General features: G+C 40.6%; 28 protein-coding genes. 24 read left to right on the top strand and 4 right to left on the bottom strand.

Translation table 11 applies throughout. The features are described from left to right. Window positions 1-20: 20 nt before the first annotated feature. The 10 genes from greA to HF881_RS04470 all read left to right on the top strand — a co-directional run bounded on the left by greA (window position 21) and on the right by HF881_RS04470 (window position 7,798). Complete coding sequence (gene greA, locus HF881_RS04425; protein ID WP_038805600.1) at window positions 21-503, top strand: transcription elongation factor GreA; 483 nt, start codon at window positions 21-23, stop codon at window positions 501-503. A gap of 76 nt (window positions 504-579) precedes the next feature. Continuing rightward, window positions 580-1,944 (top strand): amino acid permease, encoded by a 1,365-nt coding sequence (locus HF881_RS04430; protein ID WP_169446628.1) that lies wholly within the window; start codon window positions 580-582, stop codon window positions 1,942-1,944. A gap of 99 nt (window positions 1,945-2,043) precedes the next feature. Continuing rightward, on the top strand, window positions 2,044-2,454 hold the full coding sequence (locus HF881_RS04435; RefSeq protein WP_169446629.1) for a GNAT family N-acetyltransferase: 411 nt from the start codon (window positions 2,044-2,046) through the stop codon (window positions 2,452-2,454). A 59-nt stretch (window positions 2,455-2,513) separates the two neighbouring features. After that, the gene (locus HF881_RS04440) at window positions 2,514-3,110 is read left to right on the top strand and encodes an HAD family phosphatase (protein ID WP_169446630.1); all 597 of its coding nucleotides are present in this window, start codon (window positions 2,514-2,516) and stop codon (window positions 3,108-3,110) included. 146 nt (window positions 3,111-3,256) lie between these two features. Next, a complete protein-coding gene (locus HF881_RS04445) occupies window positions 3,257-3,466 on the top strand; it encodes a helix-turn-helix transcriptional regulator (protein WP_001107502.1) in 210 nt (69 codons plus the stop codon). Continuing rightward, complete coding sequence (locus HF881_RS04450) at window positions 3,456-3,929, top strand: DUF6773 family protein (RefSeq protein ID WP_061420622.1); 474 nt, start codon at window positions 3,456-3,458, stop codon at window positions 3,927-3,929. The genes HF881_RS04445 and HF881_RS04450 overlap by 11 nt, the downstream gene beginning before the upstream one ends. Continuing rightward, complete coding sequence (locus HF881_RS04455; RefSeq protein WP_169446631.1) at window positions 3,919-4,407, top strand: DUF6773 family protein; 489 nt, start codon at window positions 3,919-3,921, stop codon at window positions 4,405-4,407. The genes HF881_RS04450 and HF881_RS04455 overlap by 11 nt, the downstream gene beginning before the upstream one ends. A gap of 116 nt (window positions 4,408-4,523) precedes the next feature. Then, window positions 4,524-5,984 (top strand): nicotinate phosphoribosyltransferase, encoded by a 1,461-nt coding sequence (locus HF881_RS04460; protein ID WP_169446632.1) that lies wholly within the window; start codon window positions 4,524-4,526, stop codon window positions 5,982-5,984. Beyond that, window positions 5,981-6,805 carry an ammonia-dependent NAD(+) synthetase gene (gene nadE / locus HF881_RS04465; RefSeq protein WP_169446633.1) on the top strand — a complete coding sequence of 275 codons (825 nt, stop codon included), beginning with the start codon at window positions 5,981-5,983 and terminating at the stop codon, window positions 6,803-6,805. Before HF881_RS04460 ends, nadE begins: the two co-directional genes overlap by 4 nt. Window positions 6,806-7,252: 447 nt before the next feature. After that, complete coding sequence (locus HF881_RS04470; RefSeq protein WP_169446634.1) at window positions 7,253-7,798, top strand: GNAT family N-acetyltransferase; 546 nt, start codon at window positions 7,253-7,255, stop codon at window positions 7,796-7,798. 59 nt (window positions 7,799-7,857) lie between these two features. On the opposite strand, the gene HF881_RS04475 is transcribed toward HF881_RS04470, so the two are convergent. Genes HF881_RS04475 through HF881_RS04490 form a run of 4 tightly spaced genes read right to left on the bottom strand, consistent with a single transcriptional unit; the run spans window position 7,858 to window position 10,943 of the window. Further along, window positions 7,858-8,313 (bottom strand): 8-oxo-dGTP diphosphatase, encoded by a 456-nt coding sequence (locus tag HF881_RS04475; RefSeq protein WP_169446635.1) that lies wholly within the window; start codon window positions 8,311-8,313, stop codon window positions 7,858-7,860. Window positions 8,314-8,323: 10 nt separating this feature from the next. Continuing rightward, window positions 8,324-8,845: a DUF1697 domain-containing protein gene (locus HF881_RS04480; protein WP_169446636.1), complete on the bottom strand. Its 522-nt coding sequence runs from the start codon at window positions 8,843-8,845 to the stop codon at window positions 8,324-8,326. A 13-nt stretch (window positions 8,846-8,858) separates the two neighbouring features. Continuing rightward, the gene (locus HF881_RS04485; RefSeq protein WP_346775282.1) at window positions 8,859-10,040 is read right to left on the bottom strand and encodes an NAD(P)/FAD-dependent oxidoreductase; all 1,182 of its coding nucleotides are present in this window, start codon (window positions 10,038-10,040) and stop codon (window positions 8,859-8,861) included. Window positions 10,041-10,097: 57 nt separating this feature from the next. Further along, on the bottom strand, window positions 10,098-10,943 hold the full coding sequence (locus tag HF881_RS04490; RefSeq protein ID WP_169446638.1) for a DegV family protein: 846 nt from the start codon (window positions 10,941-10,943) through the stop codon (window positions 10,098-10,100). 124 nt (window positions 10,944-11,067) lie between these two features. Here HF881_RS04490 and HF881_RS04495 point away from each other — a divergent pair, with 124 nt between their 5' ends. The 14 genes from HF881_RS04495 (at window position 11,068) to HF881_RS04560 (ending at window position 23,924) form a co-directional block, all read left to right on the top strand. Next, window positions 11,068-11,625 (top strand): TetR/AcrR family transcriptional regulator, encoded by a 558-nt coding sequence (locus HF881_RS04495; protein ID WP_169446639.1) that lies wholly within the window; start codon window positions 11,068-11,070, stop codon window positions 11,623-11,625. Window positions 11,626-11,643: 18 nt separating this feature from the next. Further along, window positions 11,644-12,111 (top strand): cytidine/deoxycytidylate deaminase family protein, encoded by a 468-nt coding sequence (locus HF881_RS04500; RefSeq protein ID WP_000136990.1) that lies wholly within the window; start codon window positions 11,644-11,646, stop codon window positions 12,109-12,111. A gap of 88 nt (window positions 12,112-12,199) precedes the next feature. Continuing rightward, window positions 12,200-12,829, top strand: coding sequence for a uracil phosphoribosyltransferase (gene upp, locus HF881_RS04505; RefSeq protein ID WP_084926127.1), 630 nt, complete (start codon window positions 12,200-12,202; stop codon window positions 12,827-12,829). A gap of 177 nt (window positions 12,830-13,006) precedes the next feature. Next, a complete protein-coding gene (gene clpP, locus HF881_RS04510) occupies window positions 13,007-13,597 on the top strand; it encodes an ATP-dependent Clp protease proteolytic subunit ClpP (protein WP_000613464.1) in 591 nt (196 codons plus the stop codon). Window positions 13,598-13,675: 78 nt separating this feature from the next. Beyond that, on the top strand, window positions 13,676-13,945 hold the full coding sequence (locus HF881_RS04515) for a YlbG family protein (protein WP_169446640.1): 270 nt from the start codon (window positions 13,676-13,678) through the stop codon (window positions 13,943-13,945). Between the two features lie 87 nt (window positions 13,946-14,032). Beyond that, window positions 14,033-15,193, top strand: a complete 1,161-nt coding sequence (locus HF881_RS04520; protein WP_000726138.1) for an ABC transporter substrate-binding protein — start codon at window positions 14,033-14,035, stop codon at window positions 15,191-15,193. A 119-nt stretch (window positions 15,194-15,312) separates the two neighbouring features. After that, on the top strand, window positions 15,313-16,182 hold the full coding sequence (locus tag HF881_RS04525) for a branched-chain amino acid ABC transporter permease (protein ID WP_000941418.1): 870 nt from the start codon (window positions 15,313-15,315) through the stop codon (window positions 16,180-16,182). Window positions 16,183-16,185: 3 nt separating this feature from the next. Continuing rightward, window positions 16,186-17,142 carry a branched-chain amino acid ABC transporter permease gene (locus HF881_RS04530; RefSeq protein ID WP_000856265.1) on the top strand — a complete coding sequence of 319 codons (957 nt, stop codon included), beginning with the start codon at window positions 16,186-16,188 and terminating at the stop codon, window positions 17,140-17,142. Continuing rightward, window positions 17,142-17,906 (top strand): ABC transporter ATP-binding protein, encoded by a 765-nt coding sequence (locus tag HF881_RS04535; protein ID WP_169446641.1) that lies wholly within the window; start codon window positions 17,142-17,144, stop codon window positions 17,904-17,906. Before HF881_RS04530 ends, HF881_RS04535 begins: the two co-directional genes overlap by 1 nt. After that, window positions 17,906-18,616 (top strand): ABC transporter ATP-binding protein, encoded by a 711-nt coding sequence (locus HF881_RS04540; protein WP_000062229.1) that lies wholly within the window; start codon window positions 17,906-17,908, stop codon window positions 18,614-18,616. Before HF881_RS04535 ends, HF881_RS04540 begins: the two co-directional genes overlap by 1 nt. Window positions 18,617-18,969: 353 nt before the next feature. Then, entirely contained in the window at window positions 18,970-20,748 is a 1,779-nt protein-coding gene (locus HF881_RS04545; protein ID WP_169446642.1) for a phosphotransferase, read from the top strand. 1 nt (window position 20,749) lies between these two features. Then, window positions 20,750-20,935, top strand: a complete 186-nt coding sequence (locus tag HF881_RS04550; protein ID WP_000805405.1) for a hypothetical protein — start codon at window positions 20,750-20,752, stop codon at window positions 20,933-20,935. A 1-nt stretch (window position 20,936) separates the two neighbouring features. Further along, window positions 20,937-22,364 (top strand): cytosine permease, encoded by a 1,428-nt coding sequence (locus HF881_RS04555; protein WP_169446643.1) that lies wholly within the window; start codon window positions 20,937-20,939, stop codon window positions 22,362-22,364. Between the two features lie 132 nt (window positions 22,365-22,496). After that, complete coding sequence (locus HF881_RS04560) at window positions 22,497-23,924, top strand: cytosine permease (protein ID WP_169446644.1); 1,428 nt, start codon at window positions 22,497-22,499, stop codon at window positions 23,922-23,924. The last annotated feature ends 88 nt before the right edge of the window (window positions 23,925-24,012 follow it).

The following is a 24,012-nucleotide window of genomic DNA, read 5'->3' on the forward strand; positions in this document are numbered from 1 at the left end:
AGAAAAGAAAGTTGAGAAAAATGGCAGAAAAAACTTACCCAATGACCCTTGAAGAAAAGGAAAAACTAGAAAAAGAATTAGAGGAGTTGAAACTCGTTCGACGTCCCGAAGTCGTAGAGCGTATTAAGATTGCTCGTTCCTATGGAGACCTTTCAGAAAATAGTGAGTATGAAGCAGCGAAAGATGAACAAGCTTTTGTTGAAGGACAAATTTCAAGCTTGGAAACTAAAATCCGCTATGCTGAAATCGTTAATAGCGATGCAGTTGCCCAAGATGAGGTAGCAATCGGTAAGACTGTAACGATCCAAGAAGTCGGTGAAGATGACGAAGAAGTCTATATCATCGTCGGTTCTGCAGGTGCAGATGCTTTTGCTGGTAAGGTTTCAAATGAGAGCCCGATTGGGCAAGCCTTGATCGGTAAAAAGACTGGTGATACAGCGACCATTGAGACACCAGTTGGTAGCTATGATGTAAAAATCTTGAAGGTTGAAAAAACAGCCTAAATAGGATGAAAAAGGAGTAGTGGAGGTCTTGTCTTGCTCAACTCCTTTTTGGTTTTTTGAATAAATAGGAGACTATATGAGTGAAAATAAGAAGAAAAATAAAATGGAGCGTGGATTAACCAATCGCCACGTTCAGGTGATGGCCATTGCTGGGACAATCGGAACAGGACTTTTCCTAGGTGCTGGTCGTTCTATCAGCCTTACTGGACCTTCTATCATCCTGATTTACATGATTACAGGAGCCTTTATGTTTTTGATGATGAGGGCTGTTGGAGAGATGCTCTACCAGGATCCAGAACAGCATACTTTTATCAACTTTATCACCCGTCATTTGGGGAAAGGCTGGGGGTATTTCTCGGTATGGTCTTATTGGTTGTCTGTCGTCTTTATCGGTATGGCAGAAATCACTGCGATTTCGCATTATGTTCAGTTTTGGTTTCCTAGCTGGCCTAGTTGGTTGATTCAGATTGTCTTTTTAACGATTTTGGCCTTGGTCAATCTGATTGCGGTTAAGCTCTTTGGAGAAGTCGAGTTTTGGTTTGCAATGGTTAAGATTGTGGCTATTTTAGCTATGATTGCAACGGGAGCCTTTATGGTTTTAACTGGATTTGAGACGCCACATGGGGCTGCAAGTCTGGCAAATATCAGCGACCAGTTCTCTCTTTTTCCAAACGGAGTCATGAACTTTGTCATGGCCTTTCAAATGGTATTTTTTGCCTATTTGATGATTGAGTTTATCGGGGTGACAACTTCTGAAACGAAGAATCCTCGTCAAGTTTTACCCAAGGCCGTTAAGGAAATTCCTCTCCGAATTGTCTTCTTCTATGGTGGAGCTCTATTAGCCATTATGTCTATCATTCCCTGGAGAGAACTTGCTTCTTCAGATTCACCATTTGTAACGGTCTTTGAGCTAGCAGGTATCAAGTGGGCGGCAGCTCTGATTAACTTTGTCGTTTTGACGTCGGCAGCGTCTGCTCTTAACTCAACTCTCTACTCAACAGGTCGACACCTCTACCAGATTGCTCATGATTCGCCCAATCGCTTCTTAAAAGCGATTAAGGCAGATACTCTTTCTCGTCACAATGTTCCGCAAAATGCCATCATCGCCTCAGCAATCTTGATTGCTCTGGCTGCCTTTATCAATGTTTTGCCAGGTGTTTCCGATGCCTTTGCTTTGATTACGGCGTCCTCATCAGGTGTTTACATCGCGATTTATATCTTGATCATGGTGGCTCACCTCAAATACCGCAAGTCACAAGACTTCATGGCGGATGGCTACCTCATGCCTCAGTATCGTTTGCTCAATCCCCTAACGATCCTCTTTTTTGTCTTTGTTTTTGTGACTCTCTTTTTGCAAGAGTCTACTTTCATGGGGGCAGTTGGTTCAGCCATCTGGATTATCGGTTTCGGAATTTATAGTCAGTGGAAATTTAGAAAATAAATCATGAACTCATCAACTCTGCTTGGTGAGTTTTTTCTAGTTTGACAGTCTATTGAAATAGGATTATAATCAAGCTGTATCAGTTTTTAGGAGGTTTGGATGTACGTTAGATTGGAAAATAAGGAATCTCATAAAGCGCAAGAAATAGGGAATCTGATTCGCACTTATAATCGTTCCAAAAGAGAAGAGGCTGCAAGTGAGCCACTGAATCTTTATCTCGAAGACGAAAAGGGCAATCTTATGGCAGGCTTAGTAGCTGAGACTTTCGGAAATTGGTTGGAAATTGAGTATTTGTTTGTAACAGAGGAACTGCGAGGGCAAGGAATCGGTTCAAAACTATTGCAACAGGCAGAAAATGAAGCTAAGAATCGAAACTGTCGTTTTGCTTTCGTCAATACTTACCAGTTTCAAGCGCCAGATTTTTATAAAGGGCATGGCTACAAGGAAGTCTTTACCTTGCAAGACTATCCCTACACAGGGAAAAGATTTTATTACCAAAAGGATTTGTAAGCTGAATATGAAAGTATAAAGCAAAGAGGGATTTTTCACATCACTATGGAGGTGGGCTAATGGACATAATATTAGATATGGGCAACGTTTTATTAGAATGGAACAAGGATAAGATTTTGCAAGGTGTTTCGGAGATAAAGAAAGATTATCTGATTTTAGATAAGACTATTTTTCAGTCGGGGCTTTGGGAGAGATTAGATCTTGGTACCATGACGAGAGAAGAATTAGTGCTTAAAGTTGTGTCCATGATTGGAAGGACCTATCAAAAGAAGGTCGAAGAAGTTATCTGGAACTGGCCTAGCTACATTGACATTTATACGGAAGTCTTTCCTGTCTTGTCAGAACTAAAGAAAAAGGGGCATCGCATCTTTGTCTTGTCCAATACCTCAAAGGTATTTTATGACTTGCTGGAAGAGCAGCTATCTCCCATAAAAGAACTTTTAGATGGCTTTATCCTATCTGGTGATATAAAAGCTATAAAGCCTGATTTGGCAATGTTTAAGGAGATTCTCGACAAATACCAGTTAGATCCTACAAATTGTGTCTTTCTAGATGATATTGAGGACAATACAAACGCAGCCCAGAAATTGGGCATCAAGGCCTATCAGGTCAAGAAAAGAAGTGATGTCGTCGATATTTTGAAATCCTATATTTAAAGGCAACACTCTCTATTTTTGTGGTAGAGGGTTTTTTTGTTAATAAAATGTTACAAAATGACATTTATATATTGCATTAAGTTAGATATATGGTATAATGTTTTTAAAAGAAGCGCAACTTTTTAAAAATGTGAAGGAGGACGCTAGTGGCTAAAAATTTAAAATTAAAATTAGCTCGGGTGGAGCGTGATTTAACACAAGGGGATTTGGCAGAGGCTGTTGGTGTTACTAGGCAGACTATAGGCTTGATTGAAGCTGGGAAATACAATCCTAGTCTCTCCCTTTGCCAGTCCATTTGCAGATGCTTAGGCAAAACTTTAGATCAATTATTTTGGGAGGAAGAAGATGAAAAATAGAAAGAAACTTGTGATCAAAGATGAACGTACGGAAAAATTGGACGGAAACATTTCAGGAGAAATTCTCTTGGGAATGTGCCTATTTTTGGCACTGGAAATTTTTGCCAAAGTTTATATTTTCAATTTAACACTTTTGTCCTATTTACCAGAATTACTTTTATTGATTGGAGTCGGTTTGTATGCCATCATTCGCCGCATGTATGTTGGAATTGACATTCGAGATATTGTTGAGAATACTGGAAAAGAAAGAATTTTATCTGCTTTGGGATTTTCTATAGTGATTTTATTGATTGATATCGTAGGCAATCGCGAGGAACTGGTCAATCTATTGACTTGGAAGTACTCCCTAAAAGTGGTTCTAGCAGTTATCATCTATCTCGTTGGGAGTTTTTCTATGGATAGAGTTATCCTATACTTGAATCGCAGAAATCAGCAAGTTTGGGAGGAAGAAGATGAAAAATAGATTTTTTTATTATCAATTACTAGACGAAAGAGAAGAACAACTGATGAATAAAGCGGGGGCTGAAAGTTTCTATATCTCTATAGCTTTCTTGCTTTTATCTTATATGATTACAGTATTAGCACCAAGTCTTTTTAATCCGAGAATGATTCTCATCATTATCATTATTGGAACTTCTTACTTTTTCGGCCGTGCTCGAGATTTGGGTGTGAACTACTATAGTCGTTTTCATTTTACAATTATAGGGTGTTTGCTGGTAACTCTCGCTATTACGACTCTTTTGATGTTGCAGAATTATCAATTCAATATCGAAATTTATCAGCACAATCCTCTGAACTTTAAATACTTGTCTGCTTGGGTCATTACTTATCTGATTTACCTTCCTTGGGTTTTTATCGGCAATCTCGGGCTTAAAAGTTATGGCGAATGGGCTCAAAAAAAGTTCGAGCAAGATATGGATGAACTGGAGAACGGAGAATAGCTTGTTAGTTTTTTATCAATCTCGGTAAAATGTGTTATAATAGTACTAATTTATCGGATGGTGTGAAAGTGGTAGAATATGTTCATACCTTTGTAAAGTAGGAAGAAGGAAAACAGATGTATCCAGATGATAGTTTGACATTGCACACGGACTTGTACCAGATTAACATGATGCAAGTTTACTTTGACCAAGGAATTCACAATAAGAAGGCGGTTTTTGAGGTTTACTTCCGCCAGCAACCGTTTAATAACGGCTATGCGGTTTTTGCTGGTTTGGAAAGAATTGTACATTATCTTGAAGACTTACGCTTTTCAGATAGCGATATTGCCTACTTGGAGACGCTTGGGTATCATGGAGAATTCTTGGATTACCTACGAAATCTCAATTTAGAACTAACGGTTCGTTCTGCTCAGGAAGGGGACTTGGTTTTTGCTAATGAGCCGATTGTGCAGGTTGAAGGACCTCTAGCCCAATGTCAATTGGTCGAAACGGCTCTCTTAAACATCGTTAACTTTCAAACCTTGATAGCGACCAAGGCAGCACGTATTCGTTCAGTCATTGAAGATGAGCCTTTGATGGAATTCGGGACACGTCGTGCGCAAGAAATGGATGCAGCTATCTGGGGAACACGCGCAGCCGTGATTGGTGGCGCCAATGGAACCAGTAACGTGCGTGCTGGTAAACTCTTTGATATTCCTGTCTTGGGGACTCATGCCCATGCCTTGGTACAAGTTTATGGAAACGACTATGAAGCTTTCAAGGCTTATGCGGCGACCCATCGTGACTGTGTCTTTCTAGTAGATACTTATGACACGTTGCGAATCGGTGTGCCAGCTGCCATTCAGGTAGCGCGTGAGTTGGGAGACAAGATTAACTTTAAGGGCGTTCGTATCGACTCTGGGGATATTGCCTACATTTCCAAGAAAGTCCGTCAGCAACTGGACGAGGCTGGCTTTACAGAGGCTAAGATTTATGCTTCCAATGACCTTGATGAAAATACTATCCTCAATCTCAAGATGCAAAAGGCCAAGATTGATGTCTGGGGTGTGGGAACCAAGCTGATTACAGCCTATGATCAGCCAGCTCTTGGGGCAGTTTATAAGATTGTGGCTATTGAAGATGAAAATGGCCAGATGCGCAATACCATCAAATTGTCCAATAATGCTGAAAAAGTGTCTACGCCAGGTAAGAAGCAGGTATGGCGCATTACCAGTCGTGAAAAAGGCAAGTCAGAGGGTGACTACATTACCTATGATGGCGTAGATGTTGCTAGCATGACAGAAATCAAGATGTTCCATCCAACTTATACCTATATCAAAAAGACCGTTCGAAATTTTGATGCCGTTCCTCTCTTGGTGGATATTTTCAAAGCAGGAACATTAGTTTACAGCTTGCCTAGTTTGACTGACATCCAGGCCTATGCTCGTAAGGAATTTGACAAGCTATGGGATGAATACAAACGCGTGCTCAATCCGCAACACTATCCAGTAGACTTGGCGCGTGATATTTGGCAAGATAAGATGGACTTGATTGATAAGATGCGCAAGGAAGCTCTTGGCGAAGGAGAAGAAGAATGAGTTTGCAAGAGACCATTATCCAGCAACTAGGTGTCAAGCCAGTGATTGACGCCCAGGAAGAAATTCGTCGTTCGGTTGATTTCTTAAAGAGATACTTAAAAAAACACCCCTTCCTTAAAACCTTTGTACTAGGGATTTCTGGAGGACAAGACTCAACCTTAGCAGGGCGTTTGGCGCAATTAACTATGGAAGAAATGCGAGCAGAGACAGGAGATGACAACTACCAATTTATCGCTGTCCGCCTGCCATATGGAGTGCAAGCTGATGAAGCAGATGCTCAAAAAGCCCTCGCTTTCATCCAGCCGGATGTCAGCTTGGTTGTGAATATCAAGGAATCAGCTGACGCTATGACAGCAGCAGTTGAAGCGACAGGAAGCTCTGTTTCAGACTTTAATAAGGGAAATATCAAGGCTCGTAGTCGCATGATTGCTCAATATGCGCTTGCAGGGGCACATAGTGGTGCGGTTATGGGAACAGACCATGCTGCGGAAAATATCACAGGTTTCTTTACCAAGTTTGGTGACGGTGGTGCAGACATTCTCCCTCTTTACCGCCTCAATAAACGTCAAGGAAAACAACTCTTGAAGGAACTTGGTGCAGACTCCGCCCTTTATGAAAAAATTCCAACAGCAGATTTGGAAGAAGAAAAACCAGGTATTGCAGACGAAGTAGCCTTGGGAGTCACTTACAATGAAATTGATGATTACCTCGAAGGCAAACAAGTCAGCCCAGAAGCCCAAGCGATTATTGAAAACTGGTGGCACAAAGGCCAACACAAACGCCACCTACCAATCACCGTTTTTGATGACTTTTGGGAGTAAAAAGGTCCTGTGGACCTTTTTACCCTGAGCCTAGAAATGAGAAAGCGAGGAAGGTCCGGGGGACCTTTTTAGCCCGAGTCTAGAAACGGGAAAACGAGGCAGATTCGGTAACTCGTAGAGTTCGATTTTCCTTGTCTCACCCCCGCAACGATGACTAGGTTTGAAAAAGCTTGGTAAAGCGCATTTCAAACCAGACAGCGACTGCGTCAAGTAACTAGATGAAAAACTTATTTTCTAGCTGTTACTGAGTATAGTCTTTTTACCCCGAGTCTAGAAATGAGAAAGCGAGGAAGGCCCGGGGAACCTTTTTAGCTTCTTGCCTAGAAACTGGGAAGCAAGAATAACCTCCAGTGGAGGTTTTTACCCTGAGCCTAGAAATGAGAAAGCGAAGAAGGTCCGGGAGATCTTTTTAGCTTGAGCCTTAAGCTTAGAAAGCGAGGTAACATTATGAAAGCAATCGGTACGCAAATGTTACAGACAGAACGTTTGATTTTAAGAAGATTTGTGGAGAGTGATGCGGAAGCCATGTTTCAAAATTGGGCTTCATCTGCTGAGACTCTGACCTATGTCACCTGGGATCCTCATCCGAATGTTGACGTGACTCGAAACTCGATTCGAAATTGGGTTGCATCTTATACCAATCCCAACTATTACAAATGGGCCATTTGTCTCAAAGAAAAACCAGAGCAAGTGATAGGAGATATCAGCATCGTTGAGATGAATGAGGATGATTCTTGTTGTGAAATTGGCTATATTTTAGGTAAAACCTATTGGGGCCGTGGTATGATGACAGAGGCCTTGAAAGCTGTGTTAGACTTCTGTTTTACTCAAGCAGGATTTCAGAAAGTTAAAGCACGTTATGCCAGTCTCAACCCAGCTTCAGGCCGAGTCATGGAAAAGGCTGGAATGACCTATCTAAAAAACATTGCCAATGGGGTTGAGAGAAAAGACTACGTTGCGGACCTTATTTATTACCAGATTAAAAAGAACTAAGAAATGACCTGAGCTTCAAAATTTAACTTTTGAAGCTCAGGTCATTTTCTTCTGCTCTTTTATTTTAACTCATAAAGCCAGTCATCGCCGTCTTTATAGTAAAAGAATTCACTGAGATCCTCTTCTAGAAACACACGAAGCATATCAGACATATCATCGGTTGCAAGTTTTAGATGAGATAGATTGTCAAAATTCTCCCACCAGACTTTCCCTTCGTCTGAAGATTGGAGTTCACCAGTAAAGTGTTCTGTCTTGTAAAAAAGGACGACATACCGATAATCCTCGTCATCGTACCAGTCTTTGATACCACAAAGTTGAGGTTTGGATATGGTTAGTCCAGTTTCTTCCTTGACTTCTCTGATAACTGCATCGGTAAAAGATTCCCCACGCTCTACATGACCACCAGGAAAAGTGATTCCGGGCCAGTCGGGATTAACTCGATCTTGGACCAGAACCTTGTCACCATTTTTAATCATGCACATGTTGACAAATTCGACTAATTCTCGTCTGTTCATATTGTTTTTCCTATTTTGTTAGTAACTTTTCCACGACGTTTAACTTTCGCATGGTCAAATCCACGCCAAAAAGTTTTTCAAGATAGTTGGTATTGAGCTTTTTTCGTTTTGCAGTTCTAGGGAGATAGAGGTAGAGACAGTGATCGCCTACACAAATTTCTTCCTCACCGTAGTCAGCTTTCAATTTTTTTAGTGGCAGACTTTGGATAAATCCCTGATAAAGAATCACATGTACACGATCATGAAGATAGTTATCTTTAAATGGATTCTCATGAACAATCTTTTCAAGATCGTTCTTATTCTTAATAACCATTTTTAAGTCGGCTCCAATTTTTTCCTTTATCAGAGTATGAACGCGTTCTCGTATTTCTTCTAAATCTAAGTTACTTTCAAGAATGATATTCCCACTTTGAATATAGGTTCGAACGTGTTGAAACCCAGTTTCTGTCAAAATATCTACCAAATAAGACATTTTCGGGATAGCATTTTTTCCATTAGGAGTAACACCTCTTAGTAAAATAATATGTTCCAAAGGACTTCCTTTCTTATTTGGTACTTATTGGATTTGAGCCTGCCACCCAGCCGGTACAGAGGGCAGAAGTGATATTAAAACCACCTGTGTGGGCATTGATGTCTAAAACTTCCCCAGCAAAGTGGAGGCCAGGTACTAGCTTACTTTCCAGAGTTTTAGGATTGATTTCTTTAAGACTGACGCCTCCTTTGGTGACAAAGGACTTGGCCAATGACATTTTACCAGAGACAGGAATTTTGAGAGCCTTGATAGATTGGGCAATCTGGTCCCGTTCTTTTTCAGTTAGCTGTTTGACTTTTTCAGGAAATCCTTGTACAAAAAACTCAGCCAAACGTTCTGGTAACAAGGTTTTTAAAGCATTTTTCAAGGATTTTTCCCGATTTTCTTCTAGAAATGCCAACAAGTCGCTCTCAGAAAGTTGAGGTAAAACATCGAGTGAGAGAACCTCTCCACCTTTTACAAAGCTAGACATGCGTAGGGCAGCAGGTCCTGACAAACCAAAGTGGGTAAAGAGCAGGTCGTGGGTGATGACATGCTTGCCATAACTTAAGGTCACATCATCTAGGGAAATTCCCTGCAAGGCCTTATGCGGAAAATCTGTCAATAATGGACTTTCAGCGGCTTCAAGCTCTGTAATGGTATGTTTGAAATGACGGGCGATCTCATGTCCAAAACCAGTCGAACCAGTCGAAGGATAAGACTTACCACCTGTTGTGACAATGAGTTTGTCACAAGTGAAGGTTTGGTCCGCAGACTTCAGGACAAACTGGTCGTCTATCTTTTTAACCGAAACAATTTCTGTTTGAGTAGCAATTTGCCCACCAAGTTCAATTATTTTCTTTTCTAAGGCTTCGATTATGGTTCGCGATTTGTCGCTGGCGGGAAAGACACGGCCGTGGTCCTCAACCTTTAGTTTAACACCGTTTTCGGTGAAAAAGTTGATGATATCATGGTTATCAAACTGGGAAAAGACACTATATAGAAAGCGTCCATTTCCAGGGATGCCAGCCAGTAGGTCATCTAGACTTCCGTTGTTAGTTACATTGCAGCGACCACCGCCTGTTCCAGCTAATTTTTTACCAAGTTTCCGATTTTTTTCGATGAGAAGAGTTTTCTGACCATAAAAGCTACTGGAAATCGTAGCCATCATACCAGCAGGCCCTCCACCGATAACAATAGTATCAAAATGTTTCATAGCTCTATTGTACCATAAAAAACAAGAGATGCTTGGCATCTCTTGTTGCTAATGATCTTAGTTGATTTCATATCCCATCAACAAACCGCCATCTTCTGCATAGAAACTACAAAGTCCAGAAGTTGGAAGAATCTTAATTTCAGCTTGTGGGAACGTTTCCAGCAAGCGTTCTGACAATTGCTGACAGAATTTTTCATTGCTGCGATGAGCCATGACGATACGACCACCAGCATAGCCAGCCTTGATGAGTTCTTCATAGGCTGCTTGAAGGGACTTTTTAGCACCACGAGCTTTTTGAAGAAGCTCTAGGGTTCCAGTTTCACTTGCTTCCCCAACCATACGGATGTTGAGAAGACCAACGACTGTACCGATAAGCTTACTTAAACGGCCATTTTTTACCAAGTTATCAACTTTAGCGAGGACAAAGAGCAATTTTGTTTTTTCTTGGTAGGCTGTGATAGCTTCAACAATTTCCTCATGAGAAAGTCCTTGGTCAATCAAGTCATTGATTTTTTCGACAATCAAATCAACTTCCCCACCTGCAGATAAACTATCAATCACATGAATCTGAGTGTCAGGGTGTTCTTCAAGGTAGATATTTTTAGCGAGTTGTGCACTATTATGACTACCTGAAAGAGTACCAGTGATAGTAACGACAAAAATATGTTTGGCACCTTCAAATGCACGCAAGTAATCATCAGGGCTAGGACAAGCTGATTTTGAAGCCTCAGAAGTCGCATACATGGTTTTCATCATGTGGTCAATGTTAAGATTGGCATCATCGATAAAGACCTGATCAGCTACTTGAATGGTTAAAGGAACACTAACAAATTCAGTATCAATAGCGGGAGTTACCAATTGACGATAATCACAACCCGAGTCAGCTACAATCTTCCAAGTCATAGAAATTCTCCATCTCTGTCACTTATACATTGACAAAGGTTCTGTCTTTTTTTACAATTATATCATGAAAGCCCTTGAAACAAAAGTACCACCTCTCTGTTGTCACAAGTAGAAAGAAATTGTTATGTCTGAACGTAAAATATCTGAAAAATCTCTTGAAAATCTCAGAAAATCCAATCAAGAATCCAATTTCTTGACCAGAGAAGCGATTGAGACGGCTCTTTTGCAACTTCTAGAGAAAAAAGACTTGGCTAAGATTAGTATTTCAGAGTTGGTCAAGCGGGCGGGCGTCTCTCGCGCTGCCTTCTATCGCAATTATGACTCTAAAGAAGCAATTTTAGAAAGTGTTTTTAAACGCAGTGTTCATAATATCATGGAACAGTTGAGCCATTACGATGTTAAAACCGACCTTTATCTGGTCTGGGTTCACCTTTTCCGCGCAGCTAAGAAAGAAGCTAAGGTTATCCAACTTGCTCTGGACTACCACTTGGAAAAGATTTTTATCCAAGCAATGCAGGAATTTCTGGAAAAATACCACGGAAAATCAAAAGGTGTCAGCAGCTACCTTCATTCGTTTTGGAGTTCTGCCATCGTATCGGTTCTGCTCAAATGGATCAAGGATGGCATGAAGGTTCCAGCTGAAAAGATTGCAGATTTACGCTTGCCATTTTTCAAAAAATAGAGGACAAGGAGAAGACTTATGACAGAAAAAAGACTGGCTTGGGATGAGTACTTTGCAGCCCAGGCCTTACTGATTGCTAATCGTTCCACTTGTAAACGCGCCAAGGTAGGAGCTGTCCTAGTTAAGGACAATAAGGTCATTTCAACAGGCTACAATGGTTCCGTATCAGGAACGGAGCACTGTATTGACCACGAATGTCTAGTCATTGAAGGACACTGTGTCCGAACCCTTCACGCCGAGGTCAATGCCATCTTGCAAGGTGCTGAACGAGGGGTTCCCAGAGGTTTTACAGCCTATGTGACCCATTTCCCTTGTCTGAACTGCACCAAACAACTGCTACAAGTTGGCTGCAAGCGCGTAGTTTATATCAACCAGTACCGAATGGATGACTATGCCCAATACCTTTATCACGAAAAAGGTACCGAGTTAACCCATTTACCATTAGAGACTGTTCAGACAGCTCTCCAAGAGGCAGATTTGATTTAGAAATTAATAAAAATAAATGGTTTAGAAAGCTTTTTAAACCATTTTTTGATATAATGAGAAGAATAAATTGAAAGAAGGAATTCAAAAAATGGGAAAACTTGAAGTTATTAATCATCCACTTATTCAACACAAGTTGTCAATCTTGCGTCGTACAGACACTTCTACAAAAGCTTTTCGTGAGCTAGTAGATGAGATTGCAATGTTGATGGGATATGAAGTACTTCGTGATCTTCCACTTGAAGATGTGGAAATCGAAACACCAATCACAAAAACAGTTCAAAAACAATTGGCTGGAAAAAAATTGGCGATTGTCCCAATCTTGCGTGCAGGTATCGGGATGGTAGATGGGCTCTTGAGCTTGGTTCCAGCAGCCAAAGTTGGTCATATCGGTATGTACCGTGATGAAGAAACCCTTCAACCAGTTGAATATTTGGTGAAATTGCCTGAGGATATTGACCAACGTCAAATCTTTGTAGTGGATCCAATGTTGGCAACAGGTGGTTCAGCTATCTTGGCTGTTGACTCCCTTAAAAAACGTGGGGCATCAAACATTAAGTTTGTCTGCCTTGTAGCTGCTCCAGAAGGAGTAAAGGCTCTTCAAGCAGCTCACCCAGATGTCGAAATTTTCACAGCAGCCTTGGATGAACACTTGAATGAACATGGCTATATTGTTCCAGGTCTCGGAGATGCTGGAGACCGCTTGTTCGGTACGAAATAAGACTCAGATAGAGTCTTAAAGATGAAATTGGAGGATGTTTCTAATTTCGTAAGGAGGTTGAATTTTTGATTCTGTCTATAGTATAGAGCAAAAATTTGACCTTTTTTGACCAAAAAGATATAATAGTTCTGTATTGAGTCGTATGACTAAGAAAATTCAACATAAAAGGAGAAATGAATGATTCCTGTAGTTATTGAACAAACAAGTCGTGGAGAACGTTCCTATGATATTTACTCTCGTCTTCTGAAAGACCGCATCATCATGCTAACAGGTCCAGTCGAAGACAATATGGCCAACTCCGTTATTGCCCAGTTGCTCTTCTTGGATGCCCAAGATAGCACAAAAGATATTTACCTTTATGTCAACACACCTGGAGGTTCTGTGTCTGCTGGTTTGGCAATCGTTGATACTATGAACTTTATCAAGGCTGATGTCCAAACCATCGTGATGGGAATGGCTGCATCTATGGGAACTGTTATTGCATCAAGTGGAGCAAAAGGCAAACGCTTCATGCTTCCAAATGCAGAGTACATGATTCACCAACCAATGGGTGGTACAGGTGGTGGTACCCAACAAACAGATATGGCAATCGCTGCAGAACACTTGCTTAAAACCCGTAAGACATTGGAGAAAATCCTTGCAGATAACTCTGGTAAATCAGTTGAGCAAATTCATGCAGATGCAGAACGTGATTACTGGATGAGTGCCCAAGAAACACTGGAATATGGCTTTATTGATGAAATCATGGCTAACAATTCTTTGAGCTAAGCAACCTAGAAAGCAAACTCGACGGAGTTTGCTTTTTTTGATATAATAGGATAAGATTTCTTAGAAAGAGGATTCATCATGTTTGAAAAGGTCAATCGCTCAGGATTAATCATCTATCTTTACTATAATCGGGATGCAAATAAACTTCAGGAATACGGTGACATCTGTTACCATTCTAAGAAGCATCGCTACTTGCAACTCTATGTTCCAACTGAGGAGCTAGATGATTTAGTTGAGAGATTAGGTAAGGAAAGATTTATCAAAAAAATTAGACGTTGTCACATTCAAGAGCTAGAAACTCCCTTCGTTGGGAATCTCTATCGCACCGAGGAAAACGTTATCATTTAAAAAATAAGACAAAAGTGTTGACAATTTTCTGATAATTCGGTATATTCTTAACATACTATTTTTGAAACAACTATAAGGAGATTAAAAATGAAGAAAAAATTTGCCCTATCTTTTGTGGCTCTTGCTAGCGTAGCTCTTCTCGCTGCCTGTGGAGAGGTCAAGTCAGGAGCGTCAAATACAACTGGTAACCCAGTAGACGAAAAGACTATCAAAATCGGTTTTAACTTTGAAGAAACAGGTGCTGTAGCTGCCTATGGTACTTCTGAACAAAAAGGTGCTCAACTTGCTGTTGATGAAATCAATGCTGCAGGTGGTATCGATGGAAAACAAATCGAAGTTGTGGATAAAGATAACAAATCTGAAACTGCTGAGGCTGCCTCTGTTACAACTAACCTAGTTACCCAATCAAAAGTTACAGCTATCGTAGGACCTGCGACATCTGGTGCAACTGCTGCAGCTGTAGCCAACGCTACTCAAGCAGGGGTTCCATTGATTTCACCAAGTGCGACTCAAGATGGATTGACCAAAGGTCAAGAATATCTATTTATCGGAACTTTCCAAGATAGCTTCCAAGGGAAGATTATTTCTAACTATGTAACAAACAAATTGAATGCTAAGAAGGTTGTTCTATATACTGACAATGCAAGTGACTATGCTAAAGGTATTGCTAAATCTTTCCGCGAAGCATACAAAGGTGAGATTGTTGCAGACGAAACTTTTGTGGCAGGTGATACAGACTTCCAAGCAGCCCTTACTAAAATGAAAGGGAAAGAGTTTGACGCTATCGTTGTTCCAGGTTACTACACAGAAGCAGGTAAAATCGTAAACCAAGCGCGTGGTATGGGAATTGATAAACCAATCGTTGGTGGTGACGGCTTTAACGGTGAAGAATTTGTTCAACAAGCAACTGCTGAAAGAGCATCAAACATTTACTTCATCTCTGGATTCTCAACTACAGTTGATGTTTCTGCAAAAGCTAAAGCTTTCCTTGAAGCCTACCGTGCTAAATACAACGAAGAGCCTTCAACATTCTCAGCTTTGGCCTATGACTCAGTTTATCTAGTAGCCAATGCTGCAAAAGGTGCTAAAAACTCAGGTGAAATCAAGGACAACCTTGCTAAAACCAAAGACTTTGATGGTGTGACTGGTCAAACGAGCTTTGATGCAGATCACAACACAGTGAAAACGGCTTACATGATGACCATGAATAATGGTAAAGTGGAAGCAGCAGAAGTTGTAAAACCATAACATTAGAATAGTAGTTGAAATAGGGAATGAGCCTTTGACTCACTCCCTGTTTCGGTGTTTATGAACTTGTGAAAATTGAGAAATTTTCTAAAAAATAACGATAGAAAAGAGTGAATGCTATGCTCCAACAACTTGTGAATGGTTTAATTCTGGGTAGTGTTTATGCACTTTTGGCCCTGGGTTATACCATGGTTTATGGAATTATCAAACTCATCAACTTCGCCCACGGTGATATTTATATGATGGGAGCCTTTATTGGTTACTTTTTGATTAATTCTTTCCAAATGAATTTCTTTTTAGCTTTGATTATTTCAATGGTAGGAACCGCACTGCTTGGTGTTGTGATTGAATTTCTTGCCTACCGTCCTTTGCGACATTCTACGCGTATTGCTGTATTGATTACTGCTATCGGAGTGTCTTTCCTACTGGAATATGGAATGGTTTACTTGGTCGGTGCCAATACTCGCGCCTTTCCTCAAGCCATTCAAACAGTTCGCTATGATTTGGGGCCAATCAGCTTGACAAATGTTCAATTGATGATTTTAGCAGTTTCCTTACTCCTGATGATTTTATTGCAAGTGATTGTTCAAAAAACAAAAATGGGGAAAGCTATGCGTGCTGTATCAGTTGATAGTGACGCGGCGCAATTGATGGGAATTAATGTAAATCGTACAATCAGTTTTACTTTTGCTTTGGGTTCAGCCCTTGCTGGAGCAGCAGGTGTCCTAATCGCCCTTTACTACAACTCTCTTGAACCTTTGATGGGTGTGACTCCAGGTCTAAAATCATTCGTTGCGGCCGTTCTTGGTGGTATCGGGATTATTCCTGGTGCAGCTCTAGGAGGATTTGTGATTGGCTTGTTGGAAACTTTTGCAACTGCCTTTGGTATGTCTGATTTCCGTGATGCCATCGTTTATGGAATCTTGCTTTTGATTCTGATTGTTCGTCCTGCAGGTATCCTTGGTAAGAATGTGAAAGAGAAGGTGTAAACAATGAAGACAAATCTTAAAGTAAATATTCTCTGGTTATTCCTTCTGTTAGCGGGTTATGGATTGGTTAGCGTATTGGTTTCTGCTGGTGTTCTCAATCTATTCCATATCCAAATTTTAGAACAAATTGGGATTAATATCATCCTTGCAGTAGGTTTGAACCTAATCGTTGGTTTTTCAGGACAATTCTCACTCGGTCATGCAGGTTTTATGGCGATTGGGGCTTATGCAGCAGCGATTATTGGCTCAAAATCACCAACCTATGGTGCCTTCTTTGGAGCAATGGTCTTGGGTGCCTTGATTTCTGGTGCAGTCGCTTTGCTCGTTGGGATTCCAACACTCCGTTTGAAGGGTGACTACCTGGCTGTTGCGACACTAGGTGTTTCAGAAATCATCCGTATTTTTATCATTAATGGTGGAAGTTTGACCAACGGTGCTGCTGGTATCTTGGGTATTCCAAACTTTACCAACTGGCAGATGGTTTATCTATTTGTGGTGATCACAACTATTGCAACCCTCAACTTCTTACGTAGTCCAATTGGACGCTCTACTCTATCTGTTCGTGAGGATGAGATTGCTGCAGAGTCTGTTGGGGTAAACACTACAAAGATCAAGATTATCGCTTTTGTCTTTGGTGCTATTACAGCAAGTATTGCTGGCTCACTTCAGGCTGGTTTTATCGGATCTGTTGTTCCAAAAGATTACACCTTTATTAATTCTATCAATGTGTTGATTATCGTTGTATTTGGTGGACTTGGATCTATTACTGGTACCATTGTTTCAGCGATTGTTTTGGGAATTTTAAATATGCTCCTTCAAGATGTAGCTAGCGTACGTATGATCATCTACGCCTTGGCTCTTGTATTGGTTATGATTTTCAGACCGGGTGGACTTCTTGGAACATGGGAATTAAGTCTATCACGTTTCTTTAAAAAATCTAAGAAGGAGGGACAAAACTAATGGCATTACTTGAAGTTAAACAGTTAACCAAACATTTTGGCGGTCTAACAGCTGTTGGAGATGTCACTCTTGAATTGAACGAGGGAGAATTGGTCGGTTTGATTGGACCAAACGGGGCTGGTAAAACGACCCTTTTCAATCTCTTGACGGGTGTTTATGAACCAAGTGAAGGTACGGTGACACTAGATGGTCACCTCCTAAATGGGAAAACTCCCTACAAGATTGCTTCACTTGGACTCAGTCGTACTTTCCAAAATATTCGTTTGTTCAAGGATCTGACAGTTTTGGAAAATGTTTTGATTGCGTTTAGCAATCATCATAAACAACATGTCCTTGCGAGCTTTCTACGTCTACCCGCTTTCTATAAGAATGAGGAAGAATTAAAAAGCAAAGCGTTGAACTTGCTGAAGATCTTTGATTTGGATAGTGACGCAGATACTCTTGCGAAGAATCTGGCCTATGGCCAACAACGTCGATTAGAAATCGTTCGTGCTCTGGCAACTGAACCTAAGATCCTCTTTTTGGATGAACCTGCAGCTGGGATGAATCCACAAGAAACAGCTGAATTGACAGAATTGATCCGCCGTATCAAAGACGAATTTAAAATTACCATCATGCTCATCGAACACGATATGAACTTGGTTATGGAAGTTACTGAGCGTATCTATGTTCTTGAATATGGTCGTTTGATTGCTCATGGGACTCCAGATGAAATCAAGAACAACAAACGTGTTATCGAAGCTTATCTAGGAGGTGAAGCCTAATGTCTATGTTAAAAGTTGAAAACCTCTCTGTGCATTACGGTATGATCCAAGCAGTTCGTGATGTAAGTTTCGAGGTTAATGAAGGTGAAGTTGTTTCCTTGATTGGTGCCAATGGTGCTGGTAAAACAACCATTCTTCGCACCCTTTCAGGTTTGGTTCGTCCAAGTACTGGTAAAATTCAGTTTTTAGAAAAAGAAATTCAAAAGATGCCAGCGCAAAAAATCGTGGCAGGTGGCCTTTCACAAGTTCCTGAGGGACGCCATGTTTTTCCAGGATTGACTGTTATGGAAAACTTAGAAATGGGAGCCTTTTTAAAGAAAAATCGTGAAGAAAATCAAGCCAACTTGAAAAAAGTCTTTTCACGTTTCCCTCGTCTGGAAGAACGTAAAAACCAAGATGCGGCGACCCTTTCAGGTGGTGAACAGCAGATGCTGGCTATGGGACGTGCTCTCATGTCCACGCCTAAGCTCCTTCTCTTGGACGAGCCATCAATGGGACTTGCTCCTATCTTTATCCAAGAAATTTTTGATATCATTCAAGATATTCAGAAGCAAGGAACAACGGTTCTCCTAATTGAACAGAACGCTAACAAGGCCCTTGCTATTTCTGACCGAGGTTATGTGCTTGAAACAGGTAAGATTGTCCTATCAGGAACAGGAAAAGAACTCGCAGCATCAGACGAAGTCAGAAAAGCATATCTAGGTGGCTAAAAAGGTCCGGGGGACCTTTTTAGTCGGCAGATAGAGATTGCGTAGCAATCATCAGATCCAGTGGATTGTTTTAGTCGGTGGATGAGAGTTGCGCAGCAATTCCCCTATAGTCCGAGGGACCTTTTTAGTCGGCAGATAAGGATTACGTAAGCAATCATCCAATCCAGTGGATTGTTTTAGTTGGCATATGAATTTGAAGAGCTCCAAATTTGGGGCTCTTTCTTCGTTTGGTCACTATTTTGATGGACTTGATTTGAGCATCCGTTTTCTTAATATAGAATCTAACTTGACAAAAACACGTGTTCATTATATAATTAAATGAATAAAAATATTGAACAAAAGAGGCTGAAGATATGCTATCAGAAAAACAATTTAAACTTTTACGTTTTTTGTTGACTCACAAAGACGAAAACTTTACACAGAGACAATTGGCTGAACAGCTAGATATCGCTTTGGGGACGGTAAATAATCTTCTCAAGGAATGTAAAGAAGAGAAGTGGATCAGTGAGGAAAATCATTTAACTGACTTAGGTGAGGAGGCTTTAGCTCCGTATCAGGTGAAGAATGCCATTATCATGGCTGCAGGTATGAGTAGCCGCTTTGCTCCTTTGTCTTATGAGCTACCTAAAGGATTGCTTCAAGTTAAAGGTGAGCGTTTGATTGAGAGAGAAATCAAGCAGTTGCAAGAAGCTGGGATAGAGGATATTACAGTTATTGTAGGCTATCTGCAGGAAAAAATGTTCTATCTAGCAGAAAAATTTGGTGTTAAAATCGTTGTGAATAATGATTACTACAAGTACAACAACTGTTCTTCTCTCATGCTAGTCAGAGACCAACTTTCTAACACTTATATCTGCTCTTCGGATAATTATTTTGCGGAAAATCCGTTTGAGCGATACATTTACAGAGGTTACTATTCTACAATATTTGCAGAAGGGGACACAGACGAATACTGCTCTAAGGAAGACTCCAATCACACGATTATCGATATTCAAATCGGTGGGACGAATACTTGGGCTATGGTGGGGCACGTTTATTTTGATCGTGCATTTAGTGAAAAGTTTGTAGATATTTTAGAAACTGAATTTAAGCACGAACCATATCGCGAACAACTCTGGGAAGATTATTATAGTCGTCACGTCAAGGAGCTTCCTTTGGAAGCTCGGCATTATTCAGCAGACATTGTTAAGGAGTTTGATTCACTAGATGAGTTGCGTCAGTTTGATGAACACTATTTGGTGAATACGAATTCGGAAATCATTGATAACATCTGTAAGACATTAGGATGTATAGCTTCAGATATTGTCAATATCAAACCTCTAAAAGATGGTCTAACCAACACTTCGTTTTCATTTGACTGCCTAGGGAAGAAATATGTTTACCGCCATCCAGGTAGAGGAACGGAGAATTATATCGATCGTGCTAGTGAAGCGGCTTCCATGGAAATTGCTGCAAAATTAAAGATTGACCGTACTTTTGTCGCTATGAACAAGGATGAGGGCTGGAAAATTTCAGAATTTATTCCCAACGCCAAGCAACTAGATTATGATAATTGGGATGATGTAGCAAAAGCAATGGAGCTCTTGAGACGCTTGCACCAATCTGGAGAAAAAACGGATCATTCTTTTGATCAATTTGAGGGAATTGATGATTTTAGACGAAAATTAAAAGCTAGCAATCGTTTTGAGTTTGATGGACTTGAAGAGTTGGATAAGAATGTCTCAGTTCTCGAGAAGCTTTTACAAGAAGATCAAGCGAAAAAGGTTCTCTGCCACGGAGATTCTTATAGCCCGAATTTCTTGTTGAATGAAGCTGGCGAAATGAGCTTGATTGATTGGGAATATTCTGGTATGGGAGATCCAGCAGGAGATTTAGGAACCTTTATCGGGTGTTCAAATTATACAGTAGAAGAAGCTGAAAAGGTACTTGAAATCTATCTACAAGAAGTTCCAGACAAGAGAACCAAACGTCACTATTTTGCCTATGTATCAGTGACTTCATATTATTGGTTTTTGTGGGCCCTGTTCCAAGAAAGCGTTGGAAAACCAGTAGGTGAATTTCTTTATATCTGGTATCGTTATACCAAGCAGTATGGAAAACTTGCATTAGATTTATACTTAGAGGAGAATTGAGATGAAACCGACATCAGAAATTGAAGAATTAGTAGCAAATGAAACGAAAAGAAGGCTAGAAGAAATGGAATCACCAAACTATGTGTTTGCTCAGCCGTTTCTAAAAAGTGATTTTATTATAGTCATTGGCTTAGTTCTAATTAACCTTATTCTGATTATCCTAGCCATGACAGGAGGTATTCAATAAAATGTCTAAGATGAATGACTTTATTCAACAGGAGACGATAACGGGAATTGTTCCCATGACCAACAAGGATCGTCAGTATTCTTTCTGGGATCTCTTCCTGTCGACAAGTGGCTTTGCCATTGCAACTTGGTGTTATACCCAAGGAGCTTATGTGGCTCAATATTTGACCTTTAATCAAATGTTGATTAATATTTTTAGCTTTAATATTATCTGGGTCTTTATTGAGTGTCTCCCAATTCTGTTTGCGGTTAAATATGGAATTGATTTGTGGATTTGGTTGAGGGCTGTCCTAGGAAAAAAAGGGGTGGCCTTGCTATCAACCATTATTAGCTTGGCTAACTTTGGCTGGTACGCCGTTGCGGCTAATCTTTTTGCTAATTCTATGATCCACTTGGCAAATAATTTTGGACTTGGTTTAGACAAGGGAGTATGGGCACCGATTTTAGGTACTCTCTGTGTTCTCCTTGGAACGCTGATTGCCCTTGGAGGTCCAGAAGTGATCAAATGGACCAATCGATTCTTGGTCATCGCCCTGTTGATTGTCGGTCTGATTATAGTTGGAATCTGTTTTGTAGCTGTGCCTATCACTGACATTATGAACATTCAACCAGCTACCCAAGGAGATTTGACGCCCTTGGAACGCTTCATGCTCTCTGGGGAAGGAAATGTTGCTTTTGCCTTCTCTTGGTCTACACAAGCATTGGTTTTACCGCGTTTGGCAAAATCAGAACGCAGTGGTTATTGGGCTACAGCCTTATCATACGGGGTTGTCGCTCCATTCTTCGTTGCGACAGGTGGAGTCATGGCTCTAGCCATGTTTGTCAAAACAGGTGTTTATGAAAGTGATCCAACAACGATGCTGTCAACTCTAAGCACCCCAGCCTTTGCCCTCTTAAGTCTACTACTAGTAGCCTTTGCCAATATTGGAACCCAGGGGACAGGATCGTATGTGAATTGTATGATTGTCAAAAGCGGGATGCCAAAAGTAAGCTATAAACTAATGGTTTGGATTGCTATGGTTTACGTGAGTCTACTCACTATCTGGGGAGGGGTAGAAGAGTACTTCGGTTCCTTCATCTCACTAGCCGCTTATATTCAGGGGCCAATTATTGGTATGATCGTTGTTGACTACTTTATCTTAAGAAAACGAAAACTTGATTTGCGTTCAGCTTATTTCCTTGAAGGACACGATGCTTACGAGTTTACCAAAGGATTTAACTTGGTTGGCTTGTCTTGCGTATTTATCTCCTTATTGGTTGCAGTACTATTTGTTTATAACCCTGTAACAGCACAGATTCAAAGCCCAATCTTTTTAATCACAACGGGTAGTGGCTTTACTGCGATTTTTGGAGGTTTATTGTACTGGTTAGCTAGCTTAACTCCGTTAAAACGCTATATGATCAAGGATCGGGACTCTGTTACGATTTAAGGATAAATGAAAGCCTTAATCTATATCTATTTGCTTCCTCTTTTTTGAAAGTTAATTTTACATTAGTAATTGACATGAACTTAGTTAACCTCATTCTGATTATTTTTGCTATGACAGGAGATATTCAATAAAATGTCCAAGATGAATGACTTTATTCAACAGGAGACCATAACGGGAATCGTTCCCATGACCAACAAGGATCGTCAGTATTCTTTCTGGGATCTCTTCTTATCGACAAGTGGTTTTGCCATCGCAACTTGGTGTTATACCCAAGGAGCTTATGTGGCTCAATATTTGACCTTTAATCAGATGTTGATTAATATTTTTAGTTTCAACATTATCTGGGTTTTTATCGAATGTCTCCCAATCTTGTTTGCGGTTAAATATGGAATTGATTTGTGGATTTGGTTGAGAGCCGTTCTAGGTAGAAAAGGGGTGGCTATTCTATCAACCGTGATTAGTCTGGCAAATTTTGGTTGGTATGCCGTTACCGCCAATCTTTTTGCCAGCTCCATGATTCATTTGGCAAATAATTTTGGACTTGGTTTAGACAAGGGAGTATGGGCACCGATTCTAGGCACCCTCTGTGTTCTCCTTGGAACGCTGATTGCTCTTGGAGGTCCAGAGGTGATTAAAGGTACTAATCGCTTTCTGGTGGTAGCCTTGTTATTGGTCGGGCTAATCATTGTTGGAATCTGTTTTGTTGCGGTTCCTATAACTGATATTATGAATGTCCAGCCTGCCATCCAAGAAAATTTGACACCGATTGAACGTTTTATGATGTCAGGGGAAGGAAATGTGGCCGTAGCCTTTTCTTGGTCTACACAAGCCTTTGTCTTGCCACGTTTGGCAAAATCAGAACGTAGTGGCTATTGGGCTACAGCATTATCGTATGGGGTTGTTGCGCCATTCTTCGCTGCGACAGGTGGGGTTATGGCTCTAGCCATGTTTGTCAAAACAGGTGTCTATGAAAGTGACCCAACAACGATGCTTTCAACGTTGAGCACTCCTGCCTTTGCCCTTTTAAGTTTACTACTGGTAGCTTTTGCTAATATTGGAACCCAGGGTACAGGATCGTACGTGAACTGTATGATTGTAAAAAGCGGGATGCCCAAAGTGAGCTATAAACTAATGGTTTGGATTGCGATGGTTTATGTGAGCCTGCTTACGATTTGGGGAGGAGTGGATGAATACTTCGGTTCCTTCATCTCGCTGGCGGCCTATATTCAAGGACCCATTATCGGAATGATCGTTGTTGACTATTTTATCTTAAGAAAACGAAAACTCGATTTGCGTTCAGCCTATTTCCTTGAAGGACATGACGCCTATGAGTTTACCAATGGCTTTAACCTGGTGGGATTATCTTGTGTAATCATTTCTTTGTTAGTTGCAGTACTATTTGTTTACAATCCTATAACAAAGCACATCCAGAGTCCTGTGTTCCTACTCACAACTGGTAGTGGCTTTACTGCGATCTTTGGTGGTCTATTGTACTGGCTAGCTAGCTTAACTTCTTTAAAACGCTATATGATTAAGGATAGAGATTCCGTTACGATTTAAGTTTAAGAGAGAAGGCTATTTCTCTCTTTTTTGTGATTGAATGTTACAAAACCTTGAAAAAGAGATGAAAGCGTTTGATAGTTTTTGT

The sequence above is a fragment of the Streptococcus sp. WB01_FAA12 genome (assembly GCF_012843315.1).
Lineage (GTDB): Bacteria > Bacillota > Bacilli > Lactobacillales > Streptococcaceae > Streptococcus.

Coding starts and splice junctions, on each gene's coding strand:
- HF881_RS04555 (WP_169446643.1), top strand. CDS start 20,937: ATGTCTAAGATGAATGACTTTATTCAACAGGAGACGATAACGGGAATT.
- HF881_RS04545 (WP_169446642.1), top strand. CDS start 18,970: ATGCTATCAGAAAAACAATTTAAACTTTTACGTTTTTTGTTGACTCAC.
- HF881_RS04520 (WP_000726138.1), top strand. CDS start 14,033: ATGAAGAAAAAATTTGCCCTATCTTTTGTGGCTCTTGCTAGCGTAGCT.
- upp (WP_084926127.1), top strand. CDS start 12,200: ATGGGAAAACTTGAAGTTATTAATCATCCACTTATTCAACACAAGTTG.
- HF881_RS04535 (WP_169446641.1), top strand. CDS start 17,142: ATGGCATTACTTGAAGTTAAACAGTTAACCAAACATTTTGGCGGTCTA.
- HF881_RS04460 (WP_169446632.1), top strand. CDS start 4,524: ATGTATCCAGATGATAGTTTGACATTGCACACGGACTTGTACCAGATT.
- HF881_RS04495 (WP_169446639.1), top strand. CDS start 11,068: ATGTCTGAACGTAAAATATCTGAAAAATCTCTTGAAAATCTCAGAAAA.
- clpP (WP_000613464.1), top strand. CDS start 13,007: ATGATTCCTGTAGTTATTGAACAAACAAGTCGTGGAGAACGTTCCTAT.
- greA (WP_038805600.1), top strand. CDS start 21: ATGGCAGAAAAAACTTACCCAATGACCCTTGAAGAAAAGGAAAAACTA.
- HF881_RS04540 (WP_000062229.1), top strand. CDS start 17,906: ATGTCTATGTTAAAAGTTGAAAACCTCTCTGTGCATTACGGTATGATC.
- HF881_RS04455 (WP_169446631.1), top strand. CDS start 3,919: ATGAAAAATAGATTTTTTTATTATCAATTACTAGACGAAAGAGAAGAA.
- HF881_RS04450 (WP_061420622.1), top strand. CDS start 3,456: ATGAAAAATAGAAAGAAACTTGTGATCAAAGATGAACGTACGGAAAAA.
- HF881_RS04550 (WP_000805405.1), top strand. CDS start 20,750: ATGAAACCGACATCAGAAATTGAAGAATTAGTAGCAAATGAAACGAAA.
- HF881_RS04515 (WP_169446640.1), top strand. CDS start 13,676: ATGTTTGAAAAGGTCAATCGCTCAGGATTAATCATCTATCTTTACTAT.
- nadE (WP_169446633.1), top strand. CDS start 5,981: ATGAGTTTGCAAGAGACCATTATCCAGCAACTAGGTGTCAAGCCAGTG.
- HF881_RS04530 (WP_000856265.1), top strand. CDS start 16,186: ATGAAGACAAATCTTAAAGTAAATATTCTCTGGTTATTCCTTCTGTTA.
- HF881_RS04490 (WP_169446638.1), bottom strand. CDS start 10,943: ATGACTTGGAAGATTGTAGCTGACTCGGGTTGTGATTATCGTCAATTG.
- HF881_RS04440 (WP_169446630.1), top strand. CDS start 2,514: ATGGACATAATATTAGATATGGGCAACGTTTTATTAGAATGGAACAAG.
- HF881_RS04475 (WP_169446635.1), bottom strand. CDS start 8,313: ATGAACAGACGAGAATTAGTCGAATTTGTCAACATGTGCATGATTAAA.
- HF881_RS04435 (WP_169446629.1), top strand. CDS start 2,044: ATGTACGTTAGATTGGAAAATAAGGAATCTCATAAAGCGCAAGAAATA.
- HF881_RS04525 (WP_000941418.1), top strand. CDS start 15,313: ATGCTCCAACAACTTGTGAATGGTTTAATTCTGGGTAGTGTTTATGCA.
- HF881_RS04485 (WP_346775282.1), bottom strand. CDS start 10,040: ATGAAACATTTTGATACTATTGTTATCGGTGGAGGGCCTGCTGGTATG.
- HF881_RS04470 (WP_169446634.1), top strand. CDS start 7,253: ATGAAAGCAATCGGTACGCAAATGTTACAGACAGAACGTTTGATTTTA.
- HF881_RS04560 (WP_169446644.1), top strand. CDS start 22,497: ATGTCCAAGATGAATGACTTTATTCAACAGGAGACCATAACGGGAATC.
- HF881_RS04500 (WP_000136990.1), top strand. CDS start 11,644: ATGACAGAAAAAAGACTGGCTTGGGATGAGTACTTTGCAGCCCAGGCC.
- HF881_RS04430 (WP_169446628.1), top strand. CDS start 580: ATGAGTGAAAATAAGAAGAAAAATAAAATGGAGCGTGGATTAACCAAT.